The sequence below is a fragment of the Vibrio sp. SCSIO 43133 genome, from assembly GCF_023716845.1.
Taxonomy (GTDB): domain Bacteria; phylum Pseudomonadota; class Gammaproteobacteria; order Enterobacterales; family Vibrionaceae; genus Vibrio; species Vibrio mediterranei.
Genome location: NZ_CP068024.1, coordinates 2,486,584 through 2,503,691 on the forward strand (window position 1 = coordinate 2,486,584; position 17,108 = coordinate 2,503,691).

A 17,108-nucleotide genomic window follows, 5' to 3' on the forward strand; every position below is an offset into this window, starting at 1 on the left:
ACATTATTTAATCGACTCTAAGAATTCTATATAGCAAGAGTGTGTTTCCGAAAGATTCGCCAGCATACTGTCGACCTGGGCTTGATCTTCTCGTAATTTGCCACCTTTCACTTGAGCGTCGATATCAATAGCAAACTCACACAGTGACTCAGCTCCGAAGCTAGCTGCACTGCTCTTAAGCGCATGGCAGATTTCCTTCATGTGCGACATTTTTTCGGTTAAGTCACCTTCACTTAACTGCGCCTGATAAGTCACCAACTCTCCGGTGAAAATCCCTAGAAGAATAGGAATGTTATCTTGACCAATCTCGCGAGTGAGCTGCTCTACTTTTTCTCGATTCATAAACTTCATGCTTTCTTCTCGCTTGCATTCCATGCCTGTATTTTGCGGTAGATTGTCGAGGGACTCACGTCCAAGTGTTTCGCTGCTTGTGGAATGTTACCGTCACACGCTTCTATCGCTTGCTCTATGGTGGTTTTTTCAGTTTTCCACAAAGGTTGGATGTCCTGTGGCCCAAATGATACTGATACCACATTACTTGAGTTTGCGGGCTTAACCGCTGGCTCATTCAAAGGCGGCGGCAACATACTTAACTCTATTTCTTTACCCTGATTCAATACCACCACATTGCGCAATACATTCTGCAATTGGCGGACATTACCTGGCCACTCGTACTGAATGAAGCGGTCAATGACGTCTTGAGCAAAGCGCACAAAACTCTTACCTTCTTCATGCGACATAAAGCCTAATAACGAGTAGGCAATTTCAATCACATCTTCTTCACGCTCTCGAAGCGGTGGCAAATGAAGAGGGATAACATAAAGTCGGTAGTATAAATCTTCTCTAAATCGCCCTTCTTGTACTTCTTTCCAAGGATCTCGGTTGGTCGCACATACGAAACGTACATCCACTTTCTTCATACGTGAAGACCCCACTTTTTGGAAGGTACCCGTTTGAATAAAGCGCAGTAGTTTAGTTTGTAGATCAAGATCCATTTCACAGAGCTCATCAAGAAACAGCGTGCCGCCATCAGCAAGCTCTGCCGCACCTTGTCGGTCACTTGCCGCCCCAGTAAAGGCACCTTTGACATGACCAAACAGCTCACTCTCAATAAGATCTTTTGGTATGGCGGCACAGTTGATCGCAATAAATGGCTTATCGCCTCGTTTACTCGCAGCGTGGATCGCCTCTGCGCACACTTCCTTACCTGTACCACTTTCTCCAGTAATAAAGATACTGGCCTTACTGGAAGCGGCAGAGTCAATAGTGCGGTAAACCGCTTGCATAGGTTGGCTGCTGCCAATGAATCCTTGGTAGTTTTGGCTACTAGAATCATTAATCTCATTACGTAGCTTAGAAGCTTTGCGGATGGCGTTGGTTACCGTCACGCGAAGTCGGTCGGCTTCGCACGGTTTGATTAAAAAGTCCTGCGCGCCATGCTGCATAGCGTCTACCGCAATGTCGATAGAACCATGAGCTGTCATAAAGATGACAGGTACATCGGGATTGAATTCTTTTACAGCGTCCAATACATCCATACCCGTCATGTCGGGAAGTCGTAAATCCAGTAGAATGAGGTCAGGCGTCCGGTGCGCTAAACTTTGAATTGCATCTCTACCGTTTCCAACGATATTGATATCTATACCCAATGGAGATAGATATGAGCGATACAGCGCAGCAACGGAAGCCGTGTCTTCTACCATAAGTAGATAGCGAGACTTGGGCTCGTCGAATAGTTGTTGCATAGTTCCTAGCTAACTGTTGATTATAATTTGGTCTTTATAAGAATATTCGCATTTTGCAATTTTTATCCAATAAAGACCATTTTTATTTTGCTGTTTATATTTGAAACAGCCTATCAAACTCAACCAAAACTTTTAACTATTAGCAATAAAATGCTGTCTAAGTTTTTCTATTTCATCACGTTTTTCTGCGGCTAGTTCAAATTCTAGGTTCTGAGCATGCTGGTACATCTCTGCTTCTAATTTTAGAATTTGTTTTTCTAGATCTTGAGGTGATAGTGCCACATACGCTTGAGAAGGCTCAGCCACTTTCGATAACGGTACTTGTTTTCCTTTCTTGGGCTTACCACCCTTGGCCACGCTGCCAATCTCCATAATATCTTTGATATTACGTTTCAAGGCCATCGGGACCATACCGTTTTCAACGTTATAAGCATGCTGCTTTTCACGACGGCGGTTGGTTTCATTGATGGCTTTTTGCATGGAATTGGTAATGCGGTCACCGTAAAGAATCGCCTTACCTTTTAGGTTACGTGCAGCTCGACCTATGGTCTGAATCAGGGAGCGCTCAGAGCGCAAGAAACCTTCTTTGTCAGCGTCAAGTATAGCTACCAATGACACCTCAGGCATATCTAGACCTTCTCGTAGTAAGTTAATACCTACTAACACGTCAAATTCACCCAATCGTAAGTCGCGTATGATTTCAGTCCGCTCCACGGTATCAATATCTGAGTGCAAGTAACGTACTTTGACGCCATGTTCACTCAAGTACTCAGTAAGGTCCTCGGCCATACGTTTGGTTAGTGTAGTTACTAACACACGCTCATCTATCGCTGATCGAGCGCGTACTTCAGATAACAGATCATCAACCTGAGTTGCTACAGGACGTACTTCAATTTCTGGGTCAAGCAAACCAGTCGGACGAACAACTTGGTCAGCGACATCGCCATCGGATTTTTCCAGCTCATAAGTACTAGGTGTTGCCGAAACAAAAATAGTCTGTGGTGCAATCATCTCAAATTCATCAAACTTGAGGGGGCGATTGTCTAACGCTGAAGGTAATCGGAATCCATACTCCACCAGCGTCTCTTTTCTTGAACGGTCCCCTTTGTACATGGCTCCAATTTGAGGCACGGTGACGTGAGATTCATCGATAATCAATAAACCGTCAGCAGGGAGATAGTCAAACAGTGTCGGAGGCGGCTCTCCCTCACTTCTTCCGCTGAGATAACGTGAGTAGTTTTCGATACCAGAACAGAAGCCAAGTTCGTTCATCATCTCAATATCAAATTGAGTCCGTTGCGAAATACGCTGTTCTTCAAGTAGCTTGTTATTATCTTTTAGATACGTCTGTCTAGCGGCTAACTCTACTTTGATATTCTCAATAGCATCTAAAATACGATCTCTAGGCGTCACATAGTGAGTTTTTGGGTAAATCGTATAGCGAGCAATATCTCGCTCAGTAATCACTCCGGTAAGAGGATCAAAGAGACTGATGCAGTCGATTTCATCGTCAAACATTTCCAATCGAACCGCTTCTTGATCGGATTCCGCTGGGAAGATATCAATGACCTCCCCTCTAACTCGGAACTGACCACGCTCAAAGGCCACATCATTTCGAGAATATTGCAGTTCGGCCAGACGCAATAGAATATCTCGCTGGTCAATAACCGCACCTCGAGTAACATGCAACATCATCTTCAGGTAAGAGTCTGGGTCACCCAAACCATAAATCGCTGATACTGAAGCCACAATGATGGCATCTTTTCTCTCTAGTAATGCCTTAGTCGCAGATAAACGCATTTGCTCAATATGTGCATTGACTGACGCATCTTTCTCAATGAAGGTATCGGTGGTAGGCACATAAGCTTCAGGCTGGTAGTAGTCATAATAAGAGACAAAATACTCAACCGCATTGTTTGGAAAGAAGCCTTTCATTTCACCATACAGCTGAGCCGCAAGAGTTTTGTTTGGTGCTAACAGAATCGCTGGTCGCTGAGATTGCGCAATCACATTGGCAAGCGTGAACGTCTTACCTGACCCGGTCACGCCGAGCAATGTTTGGTGTGCTAAACCAGAATCCAGCCCATCGACTAGCTGCGCGATGGCGGTAGGTTGATCTCCAGAAGGTTGATAATCCGAAACCAATTCGAAGTGTTTTGCCATAATGCGATTCCTTTGTTAACGAACCTAGTATTTCACCCCTAGCCGACAGAATTTGCAACCTAAAGCTCGCTATCGGGCAGACTTTTTGATATTGTATTCGCCCTGCTCGGCGTCACAGCCAAATAATTATTGTTAATTAATCCACGACTTTTCCCCAATCAATCGATAAAAGTGTCTTATTCACACAATTCTCAATTCTGACATTAATTTTACCTTTCCGTTTAATTCCAGAAGATTCAGTAAGTTACCATCAAAGCTTAAAACTTATTCACAACCTCTTGTTCGAGCATTTCACCTACTTCTAATTTGATACAGTGTAATTAACACATTTATCCACAAATTTGGTGGATAAGTAAAATAGCCTTATACCCAGCAAGGCATACAGAAAAGTAAAGTTTTTTCTTCGGTTTTTTTTCTGCTTTTTTTTGCAGAAAAATATTGACTCTATCTGGTGAGATAGCTAACATTCGCCCCGCTTAAAGCAATTCCCCCTTAGTTCAGTTGGTAGAACGGCGGACTGTTAATCCGTATGTCGCAGGTTCGAGTCCCGCAGGGGGAGCCAAATTCCAAAAAAGCCGTGTCGAAAGACGCGGCTTTTTACGTTTCAATGCGACGAAACTCGTACCGAGCTTTATGTCGCAGAGCTCGCCGCCCGCGTCCGAGTCCCGCAGGGGGAGCCAAATTACAAAAAAGCCGTGTCGAAAGACGCGGCTTTTTACGTTTCAATGCGACGAAACTCGTACCGAGCTTTATGTCGCAGAGCTCGCCGCCCGCGTCCGAGTCCCTCAGGGGGAGCCAAATTCCAGAAAAGCCGTGTCGAAAGACGCGGCGTTTTACATTTCAATGCGACGAAACTCGTACCGAGCTGTATGTCGCAGAGCTCACCGCCCGCGTCCGAGTCCCGCAGGTGGAGCCGAATTCCAAAGAGGTCGTGTCGCAAGAAATGCTTGTTGCGTTTCAGAAACCTAAAACTTCCCTTTCCTGATTTTAGGCTTAATACCTATACTTTTCGTACAAACAGACAAAACCTTATGTTTCACTGGTTGTTATTCGCTACGCAAAGCAGGATAATAACGGGATCGGAGCTCTTTACACTTATTATTATGACCGAATATTTCTTATTGTTGGTGGGTACTGTCCTCGTCAACAATTTCGTACTGGTAAAATTCCTTGGGTTATGCCCTTTCATGGGCGTTTCTAAAAAACTCGAGACTGCAATTGGCATGGGGTTAGCCACGACATTCGTGCTGACACTTGCGTCAGTGTGCGCGTACTTAGTAGAAACTTACGTCTTAGTACCTTTAGGCATTCAATATTTACGAACCATGAGTTTTATCTTGGTTATCGCCGTTGTCGTGCAGTTCACTGAGATGGTAGTTCATAAGACCAGTCCAACGCTTTATCGTTTGCTAGGTATTTTCCTACCCTTGATCACCACTAACTGTGCAGTTTTAGGCGTAGCATTACTAAACATCAACGAAAACCACAATTTTATCGAATCCATTATCTATGGCTTCGGGGCGGCTGTAGGTTTCTCTTTAGTTCTTATCTTGTTTGCTTCAATGCGTGAGCGTATTGCCGCAGCTGATGTGCCAGCTCCCTTTAAAGGAGCCTCGATTGCCATGATAACAGCGGGACTAATGTCTCTTGCATTTATGGGCTTCACTGGGTTGGTGAAACTGTAATGACGACAATTCTTATTGCAATTATTGCTCTTGTTATCTTAGCGGCCGTTTTTGGGGCCGTTCTCGGTTTTGCTTCGATTAAGTTTAAAGTAGAAGCCGATCCAATTGTTGACCAAATCGACGGTATTCTGCCTCAAACACAATGCGGACAATGTGGCTACCCTGGCTGCCGCCCTTATGCGGAAGCTATTGCAAACGGCGACGCTATTAACAAGTGTCCTCCCGGTGGCCAAGCAACTATTGAGAAGCTTGCTGACTTAATGGGTGTTGAAGTCGAAGACTCCGCTCATGACGCAGAAAAGTCGATAAAGAAAGTGGCTTTTATCCATGAAGATATGTGTATTGGTTGTACTAAATGCATCCAAGCGTGCCCAGTAGACGCCATCGTTGGCGGAACAAAGGCGCTGCACACTGTAATCAAAGACGAATGTACTGGTTGCGATCTATGCGTTGCCCCATGCCCTACTGACTGTATTGAAATGATTCCTGTAAAAACAACCGCTGATACTTGGAAGTGGCAGCTTGATGCTATTCCTGTTGTCAATATTTCCGAAACTCAAACACAAGCTAGCGGTGAGTAGGGAGCGTCATGTTATCACTTATTGAACAAATCAAATCTGGTGCTCTTTGGGATTTCCCCGGTGGCGTACACCCGCAAGAAAACAAGAAACAATCCAACCAAAGCTCTATCGCCAAGGCAAATATTCCAAATGAGTTAGTGATTCCACTCAAACAGCATATTGGTAAACCAGGCGATATATTAGTAACTGTGGGTGAGCGTGTCTTGAAAGGACAACCTCTCAGCCAAGTCAATGCGGCATTTATGCTGCCGATTCACGCGCCAACATCTGGAACGATAAAGGCCATTGAACCGCGCACTATTGCACATCCATCAGGCTTGAGCGACCTATGTATTGTTATCGAAGCGGATCAACAAGACGAATGGTTCGATCTAATAAACCCATGTGAGAATTATCTTGATGAGCTACCAGAGTCCTTGATAGAGCGAATCCGCTTAGCAGGCATTTCTGGTATGGGCGGCGCAGGTTTTCCAACTGCAAGAAAAATCCAGTCTGGCTTACAACGCACTGAGATCCTAATTCTCAACGCGGCCGAATGTGAACCCTATATCACTGCTGATGACCGCTTGATGCAAGATAAGGCACAGGAAGTCATTGAAGGTATTAAGATCCTCAATCACATTCTCAAACCAAAGCTGACGATCATTGGTATTGAAGACAATAAGCCTGAAGCAATTAAAGCACTGGAACAAGCAGCGACAGATGAAGATATCGTCATTCGAGTCATTCCAACTAAATATCCATCTGGTGGCGAAAAGCAGCTCATTAAAATACTTACCAACCTGGAAGTCCCTGTAGGCGGTATTCCTGCTGATATTGGTTTGATGGTGCAAAATGTTGGCTCGGCTTACGCAATCAAACGTGCCGTTTGCGATGGTGAACCTTTGATTGAGCGCGTTGTCACTCTAACAGGGAAAACCTTTAAACAACCACGTAATGTTTGGGCATTGATCGGCACTCCTGTGCAATCTTTATTGGATCAATTTGGTTACAAAGCCGATAAAAAATCTCCACGCTTAATTATGGGCGGCCCTATGATGGGCTTCACATTGCCTCATGCGAATGTGCCAATTACTAAAACAGCGAACTGTATTCTAGCTCCGACTTATCGAGAGATTGATCCTCGTTCACATGAAATGTCATGCATTCGTTGTAGTCAATGCGCAGAAGCTTGTCCTGCATCCTTGTTACCTCAGCAGTTACAGTGGTACGCGAAATCTCAAGAATACGATAAGTGTGAAGAGTTAAACCTCAAAGATTGTATCGAATGTGGAGCGTGTGCTTTTGTTTGTCCAAGTGAGATCCCATTAGTTCATTACTATCGCCAAGCTAAAGCCGAAATTCGTACTCGGAAACAAGAGTCTGAGGCAGCAGAACGAGCCAAAGTTCGATTTGAAGAGAAGAAAGCACGTCTAGAGCGTGATAAAGCTGAGCGAGAAAACCGCTTCAAGAAAGCCGCTGACGACCGCCGCAAACAGATGAAATCATCTGGTGGCGAGGATGCCATCGCTGCGGCGATTGAACGCGTAAAAGCGCAGAAGTCCACTTCTGCAACGAATGAGGTTAAGCCTGCCGTTGCCGCAGCCATAGCTCGTGCTAAAGCCAAACAAGCTGAAGCCGCTAAACAAGGACAAGCAGAACCAGACAACTCCGAAATGGCCAAGTTGCGAGAAGAACGTAAACGCTTGGCTAGAGAACGAAAAGCAAATAAGCCAGCTGAAGCTGACTCTGCACAAGGCTCAGACAGTACTGAGCAAGACCCTAAAAAAGCGGCTATTGCGGCTGCATTAGCAAGGGCAAAAGCAAAGAAAGCCGCTCAACAGTTACAAGCTGAAGAATCATCAGGTGAAGAGGCTCAGACGTCGAAAGAAGACGCTGTTGCCGCTGCGATTGCTCGTGCTAAAGCAAGGAAGCAAGCAGCAACTGAAGCAGAGCCGGAAACTCAAGATGCCGATGCACCTGCTGAAGACGATCCGAAGAAAGCAGCCGTCGCTGCCGCTATCGCTCGTGCCAAAGCGCGTAAGCAAGCCGCTGTCGAAACCGAGCCGGAAACTCAAGACACCGATGTGCCTGCTGAAGACGATCCGAAAAAAGCTGCCGTTGCGGGCGCTATTGCTCGTGCTAAAGCGCGTAAGCAAGCCGTTGCCGGAACAGAACCTGAAACCCAAGACGCCGACGCACCTACTGAAGACGATCCAAAAAAAGCAGCCGTCGCTGCCGCTATTGCTCGTGCTAAAGCGCGTAAGCAAGCCGTTGCCGGAACAGAACCTGAAACCCAAGACGCCGACGCACCTACTGAGGACGATCCAAAAAAAGCAGCCGTCGCTGCCGCTATCGCTCGTGCTAAAGCGCGTAAGCAAGCCGCTGCCGCTACAGAACCAGAAGCTCAAGACGATCCCAAAAAAGCAGCTGTTGCTGCCGCTGTCGCTCGTGCTAAGGCGCGTAAACAAGCCGCTGTCGAGACCGAGCAAGAAGCTCAAGACGCCGACGCACCTACTGAAGAGGATCCGAAAAAAGCAGCCGTTGCTGCCGCTATCGCTCGTGCTAAAGCACGTAAGCAAGCTGCTGCCGAAACAGAGCCTAAGACTAAAGGTGAGAACGAGCCTGCTGTGGATGACCCCAAAAAAGCGGCAGTTGCAGCTGCAATTGCACGCGCAAAAGCGAGAAAAATTGAAAAAGAACAAAATAACAAGGAGAACAACTAGTGTCTTTCTTTATTGCTAGCTCTCCACATGCGCACAGTCGTAAACGCACTCCAGATCTAATGAAAGGTGTGGCGCTTTGTGCGTTGCCAGGTCTGATAGCGCAAACATACTTTTTTGGTTGGGGCACCGCTATTCAACTGTGTTTAGCTATCATAGTCGGCTTGATGCTCGAAGCGATCGTAATGCTGTTTCGTAAACGCTCCCCTCTCTCTGCTCTTCGTGACTATAGCGCACTCGTCACGGCTTGGTTATTGGCCATTGCGATACCGCCACTCTCTCCTTGGTGGGTATTAGTCATCGGCTTAGTATTTGCCATCATCATTGCTAAGCATTTATATGGCGGCCTAGGACAGAACCCGTTCAACCCAGCGATGGTAGCCTATGTTGTTCTGCTGATTTCCTTCCCAGTTGAAATGACTAGTTGGATTACGCCTCATTCACTATCCAGTGAACCCGTTACTTTCACCGATGCTTTCTCGCTCATTTTCTCGGGTTTTGATGCTGACGGGTATTCATTACAGCAAATTCGTACTGGTATTGATGGTATTACCATGGCGACACCACTTGATGCTTTCAAAACGGGTATTAAAAATGGCAACACTATTGCGGAAGTCGTTCAACAGCCTATATTTGGCGGTCTAGCGGGTATTGGTTGGGAGTGGGTGAACCTTGCTTATTTAGCTGGTGGTCTTATCTTACTTAAGCTACGAATCATTCAGTGGCACATTCCTGTTGCGATTCTTGCCTCGTTAACCGTGATTAGTGGTCTATTCATGCTGTTTACACCAGGCACGACGGCGTCACCAATATTACACCTGTTATCTGGTGCAACCATGCTTGGTGCGTTCTTTATTGCTACTGACCCAGTATCAGCCTCGACAACAGTAAAAGGTCGATTGATATTTGGTGCATTTATCGGCGTGATGATCTTCGTAATCCGTACTTGGGGTGGCTTCCCTGACGGTGTCGCCTTCGCTGTTCTGTTAGCGAATATGTGCGTTCCGCTCATAGACTATTACACTAAACCAAGAACTTATGGACATTAATCACCATGTTGAATGCAATTAGAAAAAATGGCTTAACCTTGGCTATCTTTGCCTGTGCATCAACAGGGGTAGTCGCTGTTACGCAGTATCTAACCAAAGATCAGATCGTTCACCAGGAGCGAGCACAACTTCAAGCGACACTTAATGAAGTTATCCCGCATGAACTGCATGATAATGAACTTTACGCATCTTGTACTTTGGTGAGTGATCCAGCTCTTGGAACAACACAGCCACAGCCGGTCTATATCGCGACCATTAATAATGAACCCAAAGCCATGGCTATCGAGTCAATAGCACCTGATGGCTACAATGGCGCAATTAAGATCATTGTTGGTATGGATATCGAAGGCACGATCTTAGGTACTCGGGTTCTGGCCCATCAAGAAACACCAGGACTAGGCGATAAAATCGACCTAAGAATTACTGACTGGGTGCTTGGCTTTACAGGCAAGCAAGTCACAGAAGATAATCAGTCACAGTGGGCCGTGCGAAAAGACGGTGGTCAATTTGATTCTTTCACTGGCGCCACAATTACACCACGTGCCGTCGTTAAGGCCGTGAAGAATACAGTAAACTACGTGAACACCCATCGCGATAAGATATTAAACCAACCACTAAATTGTGGAGGTGAAGAGTGAGTACTTCTAAAGAGTTGTTAAAAAATGGCCTATGGAATAATAACCCCGCGCTAGTTCAGCTTCTTGGCCTATGCCCTCTTCTTGCAGTGTCATCCACAGTGACGAATGCGTTGGGTCTTGGCCTTGCGACTTTAGCGGTGTTAGTCGGTTCCAACGTGACCGTTTCTCTTATCAGAGACTACGTCCCCAAAGAAGTTCGAATCCCTGTCTTTGTGATGATCATTGCCGCGCTAGTTACCTGCGTTCAGTTATTAATGAATGCGTACGCTTATGGACTGTATTTATCCCTCGGTATTTTCATCCCTCTTATTGTGACCAACTGCATTATTATTGGGCGAGCAGAAGCGTTTGCCTCCAAAAATGCGGTGCTACCAGCGGCACTTGACGGTTTGTGGATGGGGCTAGGCATGACTTCAGTACTGGTCGTTCTTGGTGCCATGCGCGAACTTATCGGCAACGGTACTCTATTTGATGGTGCTGATTTGTTATTGGGGCCGTGGGCGGCGGCACTTCGTATCGAAGTATTCCAATTTGATAGCCAGTTCTTACTCGCCTTGCTACCACCAGGCGCATTTATCGGGGTTGGCTTTCTCATAGCTCTGAAAAATGTTATTGATAAGCAAATAGAGCTTCGTCAACCGAAACAAGAAAAACAGCAGATAGAACGCGCTCGTGTAACGAACTAATCACCATCTATAACAAGCCCAAGACTTTGCTAATCTTGGGCTTTTAATCACCGGAAGAACCCACTACTTTTTGGGAAGAGCTAAGTCAGCCAATGAACAATATAAAAAGAAAAGAAATCCTCGAACGACTTCGAGAAAACAACCCAAAGCCAGAGACTGAGCTCAACTGGAACTCTCCATTTGAGCTACTTATCGCCGTTTTACTCTCTGCTCAAGCAACCGATGTTAGCGTTAATAAAGCGACCGATAAGCTCTATCCCGTCGCTAATACACCTGAAGCAATGCTCGAATTGGGTGTGGATGGCGTAAAGGAGTACATTAAAACTATCGGCTTGTTTAACTCTAAAGCAGAGAATGTCATCAAGACTTGCCAAATCCTAGTTGACCAACACAATAGCGAAGTCCCAGAAAACCGCGAAGCATTAGAAGCTCTGCCCGGTGTTGGGCGTAAGACCGCTAATGTAGTGCTAAACACTGCGTTTGGCTGGCCTACCATTGCTGTAGACACCCACATTTATCGTGTCTCAAATCGAACCAAATTTGCGATGGGCAAAACGGTGGATGATGTAGAACACAAATTACTAAAAGTTGTACCGAAAGAGTTTAAACTAGACGTTCACCACTGGCTGATCCTTCACGGACGTTACACATGTGTCGCTCGAAAACCGAGATGTGGTAGCTGCATTATTGAAGATCTTTGTGAGTTTAAAGAAAAAGTCTATCCAGAGAATTAAAAACAAAGGAGCAATGTTATGTCTAACGGCCGTATCCTTCACACCATGCTGCGCGTGGGTGATTTAGACAAGTCAATTTCTTTCTATACCGACGTTATTGGAATGAAGTTGCTACGTAAAAACGAAAATACTGAATATAAATACACGTTAGCGTTTTTAGGGTTTGGTGACGAGTCAGAAGGCGCAGTAATTGAGTTAACCTACAATTGGGGCGTAACTGAATACGATCTGGGCAGCGCTTACGGTCATATCGCTATTGGTGTCGATGATATTTACAGTACTTGTGATGCAATTAAAACAGCAGGCGGTAACGTCACTCGTGAGCCAGGTCCTGTGAAAGGTGGCACCACTCAAATTGCATTCGTAAAAGACCCTGATGGCTACATGATTGAGCTTATTCAGAACAAACAAGCAAGTGCAGGTTTAGAGGGGTAATCTCTACTCTTTCACCACGCCTTAATTTAAAACGCCAGCTTAGTTAGCTGGCGTTTTTTTCTATCAAAACTAAACTTCGGTACGCCCGAAAGAAATCACCACGCGCTGATTCTTCGCTTTACCTATTGGAGAAGAATTTTCAGCAACAGGACGACGCTTCCCATAGCCTTGAACTTGAATACGGTCTTTAGGTAGTCCCAGTGATTGAAAATAGTCTTGCAGAATCGATGCGCGTTTATCGGAAAGTTGTTGGCTCTCACCTTTGGAATCTGAAGAATCCGTATAGGTCGAGACGAGAACCAAATCGATATCTTGATTGTATCGAACATACTCGGCGATTTGCTCAAGCCTATGTTGGGAAGTCTTATTCAACTGCTCACTATTACGGTCATAATGTAAAATCGTGAATGAAATGTCTTCGAAGCTATAAGGTAATAGATTGGCGATACAGTCACTAAAGACATTGTATTTGGCTTGGAATAAAACCGAAGACAACGAGACCTCGATTCGCTCATCTCTACTTTGCCAATCTTGATAACTGAAAGTTGGATAGCGTCCTTTTTCCAGCTCACTCAATATACTCCAAGCAGCCTGTCCACCGACATAGCCATCAAACTGCTTAAAGAACTGTAAGTTAGTAATTCTGTCGGCACTGTCACCCGGTCTCCATGGAGGCGGTAAAGACACCAAACTCACATTTCGAGTTTCGCCCATAGAACGGCGCATTTTTAATTCAAAATCCAGATTCATCTTCTTGCTTGCACGTGCGATGAACTCCGCGTCACCGAAATTAGGAATCGGATGAACAAGTCGGCATTCTAGCGGAGAATTACTGACCATTTCCCATTGTGACTGTGTTGGTGTTGCCACATAACGTTTCTCAATTGCCGCATTGGCCGCAGTAGCAGTCATAATAGGCAACAGTGATATTGTTAGTAAGGCTTTTAATTTCATACAGTTAAGTAACTCTTTTGCAATATACGCGACGGCACAGTTTTGCCGCTCTACGTGCTAGATGGATCTCCACATCAGTTACTGCAAAAACCTCGCCATGTTATCGGCTCAATTCACCAACATACGTTTCCTCTGCTTCTTTGTTCAACTTGTTCCCTTTAATGTTTTGATAAATAGTCATGAATCATAGCCAAGCATGATTTTTCAAACTTTGTCTGCGAAAATTAAATGACTCGTCTGGTTTTTTATAGTTGGATAATCTGCAATAATGCTGCCTTCGTCACACTAGAAAACTCTGAAATGACCGTAGAAAACGAAGCACTCACCCTAAAAAAGCGATTCCGTGGCTATTTTCCCGTCGTCGTTGACGTTGAGACCGCAGGTTTCAATGCTAAGACCGATGCGTTATTAGAGATTTGCGCAATCACTTTAACCATGGACGACCAAGGAAATTTGCAGCCAGCTTCCGTCTTGCACTTTCACATAGAGCCATTTGAAGGCGCTAACCTAGAGAAAGAAGCACTGGAATTTACAGGGATTCGCGACCCATTTAGTCCGCTTCGAGGTGCTGTGCCCGAACAGGAAGCACTTAAAGAAATCTACAAAGTCATTCGCAAAGAGCAAAAGCAACATGATTGCAGCCGAGCTATCATGGTGGCTCACAATGCTAACTTTGATCATAGTTTTGTTAGTGCAGCGAATGAGCGCGCTAAACTTAAGCGTGTTCCCTTCCACCCGTTTGCCACTTTCGATACAGCCACTCTAAGTGGTTTAGCTTATGGTCAAACGGTATTGGCAAAAGCTTGTAAAGCCGCAGGTATGGAGTTTGACAATAGAGAGGCTCACTCTGCCCTTTATGACACTCAAAAGACGGCTGAGTTATTTTGTCGAATCGTCAACAAATGGAAAGCGCTTGGTGGCTGGCCTATTGTTGATGAACAAGCCCAAGAATAAATAAACACAACTTTTAGAGATTAATATGAATCCTGTCGTTATTTCCGTTTGCATCATGCTGGTTTTGGCCTTGATGCGAGTTAACGTTGTCGTTGCGTTAACATTCAGTGCCATTGTTGGTGGCGTCGTGTCTGGTATGTCATTGACTGAAGCTGTGAGCGCCTTTGAAGGTGGTTTAGGTGGTGGTGCAACCATCGCGCTAAGCTACGCAATGCTTGGTACCTTTGCGGTGGCAATTTCAAAGTCTGGCATCACTGACCTGTTAGCTCAAAGTGTTATTAAGCGTATTCATGGCAAAGAAAGCTCTGCTTCAACTACTGGCCTAAAATATGCGGTACTTGCAGCACTCATTCTCGTTACCATGTCTTCGCAGAACATTATTCCTGTACACATCGCCTTTATCCCAATTTTAATTCCACCTCTATTGGGCGTTTTTGCCAAGTTAAAGCTCGACCGTCGACTGGTAGCATGTGTACTAACTTTTGGTTTGGTGACGCCTTATATGGTGTTACCTGTTGGTTTCGGTGGCATTTTTCTAAACAACATTTTGCTTAAGAACCTTCATGACAACGGTTTGGAATCAGTGACAGCGGCACAAGTGCCAATGGCAATGCTTCTTCCTGCTGCTGGTATGATCACTGGCCTCCTATTTGCTATTTTCTTTAGTTATAGAAAACCTCGTGTGTATGCTGAAACGGAGATGACTCAAATCGATGAAGAGCCAACACATATTAATAAGAAAAACATTGCTGTAGCCATTGCAGGTATCGTCGCAGCGCTTGCTGTGCAGTTAACATCTGGTTCTATGATCATTGGTGCACTTGCAGGTTTCATGGTTTTCACGTTTGGCGGTGTTATCGCTTGGAAAGAAACCCAAGATGTGTTCACTAAGGGTGTTCACATGATGGCAATGATTGGCTTCATCATGATTTCTGCTGCTGGATTTGCCGCAGTAATGAAACAAACGGGCGGCGTAGAATCTTTAGTGGCAGCACTATCAACAAGTATTGGTGACAATAAACCACTAGCTGCTCTGCTTATGCTTATCGTCGGTTTGCTAGTTACTATGGGTATCGGTTCTTCGTTCTCAACCATCCCAATTATCGCAACTATTTATGTGCCTCTGGCACTGGCATTTGGCTTCTCACCAATGGCAACAATTGCTCTAGTTGGTACCGCCGCTGCCCTTGGTGATGCAGGCTCTCCAGCTTCTGACTCAACCCTAGGTCCAACCTCGGGATTGAATGCCGACGGCCAACACGAACACATTTGGGAAACTGTTGTTCCGACCTTTATTCACTACAACATCCCACTGATTATTTTCGGTTGGATTGCAGCCATGGTTCTGTAATCACATCAGATACGAAAAAGGCTTGGTCATTGACCAAGCCTTTTTTATTTCTGTCATCACTCAATAAAGAGGAATGATTGAAATCAACGCGTTACGCTTCTTCTTCACCAGCGTTACGTGCAGCCGCTTCTTTGATTAGAGGTTGTAGTTCACCCTTTTGGAACATTTCCATAATGATGTCACAGCCACCAATTAGCTCACCTTCAACCCATAGTTGTGGGAACGTTGGCCATTGTGCGTACTTAGGCAGTTCAGAGCGAATATCTGGGTTTTGTAGAATGTCTACGTAGGCAAATTTTTCACCACAACCCATTAGTGCTTGAGCAGCTTGAGAAGAAAAGCCACAGCTAGGCAATTTAGGTGAACCCTTCATGTAAAGAAGAATTGCGTTTTCTTCAATTTGCTGTTTGATTTTATCGATAGTTTCCATTGCTTCCTCGAAATGCTTTTACTGCGGATATGGTCACATTCTAGCGAATCGCCACAGAATAAAAAGCACAATAATTATGTGGTTATACTATTGTAGCTAAGATGTGATGCAACCGACTCTAATCTTAGCTACCTGAGTTCGGTTTTTAATAAGTCATAACAATAAATTTTCTTGAGAACTCTTTTAATAAAGTAAAAACTTGCTAAAATAGCAAGCAGTCAGTCAACACCCGACTCAATAATAAATATCTTGGAAGCAATCAGGGTAAAAACCCGCTAATAATCAATGGAGAAGCGAGCAATGGCATTCGAACTACCAGCACTTCCTTACGCAAAAGATGCTCTAGAACCACATATCTCAGCAGAAACTCTGGACTACCATCACGGTAAGCACCACAACACTTACGTTGTTAAACTAAACGGCCTAATTCCAGGTACTGAGTTTGAAGGTAAAACACTAGAAGAGATCGTTAAGACTTCAACTGGCGGTGTTTTCAACAACGCAGCTCAGATTTGGAACCACACGTTCTACTGGCACTGTCTAGCGCCAAACGCTGGCGGCGAACCAACAGGTGCGGTTGCTGATGCAATCAACGCTGCATTCGGCTCGTTCGAAGAGTTCAAAGCTAAGTTCACTGATTCTGCAATCAACAACTTCGGTTCTTCATGGACTTGGTTAGTTAAGAAAGCTGACGGTTCTCTAGATATCGTGAACACTTCAAACGCAGCGACTCCACTAACAGAAGAAGGTGTGACTCCACTACTAACTGTAGACCTGTGGGAACACGCTTACTACATCGATTACCGTAACCTTCGTCCAGACTACATGAATGGTTTCTGGGCTTTAGTTAACTGGGCATTCGTAGAAGAAAACCTAGCTAAATAATCGGATCGATAACTGATTACTTTAAAGGCCTGCTTTCGCAGGTCTTTTTTTATGATAACCGCCAATTATTACTAAAGCCCCCTAGCCTCATGCCGATAAAGAAAGAGTCATGAGGG

16 protein-coding genes and 1 tRNA gene are annotated in these 17,108 nt (G+C 45.0%); 12 read left to right on the plus strand and 5 right to left on the minus strand.

Translation table 11 applies throughout. The features are described 5' to 3' along the window. Positions 1-3 precede the first annotated feature (3 nt). The 3 genes from luxU to uvrB form a co-directional block, all read right to left on the minus strand. Positions 4-351, minus strand: a complete 348-nt coding sequence (luxU, locus tag JKJ11_RS11685) for a quorum-sensing phosphorelay protein LuxU (RefSeq protein WP_006072947.1) — start codon at positions 349-351, stop codon at positions 4-6. Beyond that, positions 348-1,745, minus strand: coding sequence for a quorum-sensing sigma-54 dependent transcriptional regulator LuxO (gene luxO, locus JKJ11_RS11690; protein ID WP_062462808.1), 1,398 nt, complete (start codon positions 1,743-1,745; stop codon positions 348-350). Before luxO ends, luxU begins: the two co-directional genes overlap by 4 nt. A gap of 132 nt (positions 1,746-1,877) precedes the next feature. Then, the gene (gene uvrB, locus JKJ11_RS11695; RefSeq protein ID WP_096442393.1) at positions 1,878-3,908 is read right to left on the minus strand and encodes an excinuclease ABC subunit UvrB; all 2,031 of its coding nucleotides are present in this window, start codon (positions 3,906-3,908) and stop codon (positions 1,878-1,880) included. A 486-nt stretch (positions 3,909-4,394) separates the two neighbouring features. Here uvrB and JKJ11_RS11700 point away from each other — a divergent pair. The 9 genes from JKJ11_RS11700 to gloA all read left to right on the plus strand — a co-directional run bounded on the left by JKJ11_RS11700 (position 4,395) and on the right by gloA (position 12,418). Next, a tRNA-Asn gene (locus tag JKJ11_RS11700) sits at positions 4,395-4,470 on the plus strand. Positions 4,471-5,011: 541 nt separating this feature from the next. Beyond that, complete coding sequence (rsxA, locus tag JKJ11_RS11705) at positions 5,012-5,593, plus strand: electron transport complex subunit RsxA (protein WP_006072943.1); 582 nt, start codon at positions 5,012-5,014, stop codon at positions 5,591-5,593. Then, entirely contained in the window at positions 5,593-6,174 is a 582-nt protein-coding gene (gene rsxB / locus JKJ11_RS11710; RefSeq protein WP_006072942.1) for an electron transport complex subunit RsxB, read from the plus strand. The genes rsxA and rsxB overlap by 1 nt, the downstream gene beginning before the upstream one ends. Before the next feature lie 8 nt (positions 6,175-6,182). Next, entirely contained in the window at positions 6,183-8,879 is a 2,697-nt protein-coding gene (rsxC, locus tag JKJ11_RS11715) for an electron transport complex subunit RsxC (RefSeq protein ID WP_252038228.1), read from the plus strand. Further along, complete coding sequence (gene rsxD / locus JKJ11_RS11720; protein ID WP_252038229.1) at positions 8,879-9,925, plus strand: electron transport complex subunit RsxD; 1,047 nt, start codon at positions 8,879-8,881, stop codon at positions 9,923-9,925. The genes rsxC and rsxD overlap by 1 nt, the downstream gene beginning before the upstream one ends. A gap of 5 nt (positions 9,926-9,930) precedes the next feature. After that, positions 9,931-10,563, plus strand: a complete 633-nt coding sequence (gene rsxG / locus JKJ11_RS11725; protein ID WP_124940006.1) for an electron transport complex subunit RsxG — start codon at positions 9,931-9,933, stop codon at positions 10,561-10,563. Beyond that, the gene (locus JKJ11_RS11730) at positions 10,560-11,249 is read left to right on the plus strand and encodes an electron transport complex subunit E (RefSeq protein ID WP_006072938.1); all 690 of its coding nucleotides are present in this window, start codon (positions 10,560-10,562) and stop codon (positions 11,247-11,249) included. The genes rsxG and JKJ11_RS11730 overlap by 4 nt, the downstream gene beginning before the upstream one ends. Before the next feature lie 92 nt (positions 11,250-11,341). Further along, positions 11,342-11,983, plus strand: a complete 642-nt coding sequence (gene nth / locus JKJ11_RS11735; protein WP_252038230.1) for an endonuclease III — start codon at positions 11,342-11,344, stop codon at positions 11,981-11,983. 18 nt (positions 11,984-12,001) lie between these two features. Beyond that, positions 12,002-12,418: a lactoylglutathione lyase gene (gene gloA / locus JKJ11_RS11740; protein ID WP_006072936.1), complete on the plus strand. Its 417-nt coding sequence runs from the start codon at positions 12,002-12,004 to the stop codon at positions 12,416-12,418. A gap of 69 nt (positions 12,419-12,487) precedes the next feature. Here gloA and motY read toward each other — a convergent pair whose 3' ends face one another. Further along, positions 12,488-13,330 (minus strand): flagellar protein MotY, encoded by an 843-nt coding sequence (gene motY, locus JKJ11_RS11745; RefSeq protein ID WP_412104838.1) that lies wholly within the window; start codon positions 13,328-13,330, stop codon positions 12,488-12,490. Positions 13,331-13,672: 342 nt separating this feature from the next. On the opposite strand from motY, the gene rnt reads away from it, so the two are divergent. Next, on the plus strand, positions 13,673-14,326 hold the full coding sequence (gene rnt, locus JKJ11_RS11750) for a ribonuclease T (RefSeq protein ID WP_062458260.1): 654 nt from the start codon (positions 13,673-13,675) through the stop codon (positions 14,324-14,326). A 25-nt stretch (positions 14,327-14,351) separates the two neighbouring features. After that, positions 14,352-15,677 (plus strand): Na+/H+ antiporter family protein, encoded by a 1,326-nt coding sequence (locus JKJ11_RS11755; protein ID WP_088875961.1) that lies wholly within the window; start codon positions 14,352-14,354, stop codon positions 15,675-15,677. 91 nt (positions 15,678-15,768) lie between these two features. Here JKJ11_RS11755 and JKJ11_RS11760 read toward each other — a convergent pair whose 3' ends face one another. Then, positions 15,769-16,107, minus strand: a complete 339-nt coding sequence (locus JKJ11_RS11760) for a Grx4 family monothiol glutaredoxin (protein WP_252038231.1) — start codon at positions 16,105-16,107, stop codon at positions 15,769-15,771. Between the two features lie 300 nt (positions 16,108-16,407). Here JKJ11_RS11760 and sodB point away from each other — a divergent pair, with 300 nt between their 5' ends. Beyond that, positions 16,408-16,992 (plus strand): superoxide dismutase [Fe], encoded by a 585-nt coding sequence (gene sodB, locus JKJ11_RS11765; RefSeq protein WP_031493433.1) that lies wholly within the window; start codon positions 16,408-16,410, stop codon positions 16,990-16,992. Positions 16,993-17,108 lie beyond the last annotated feature (116 nt).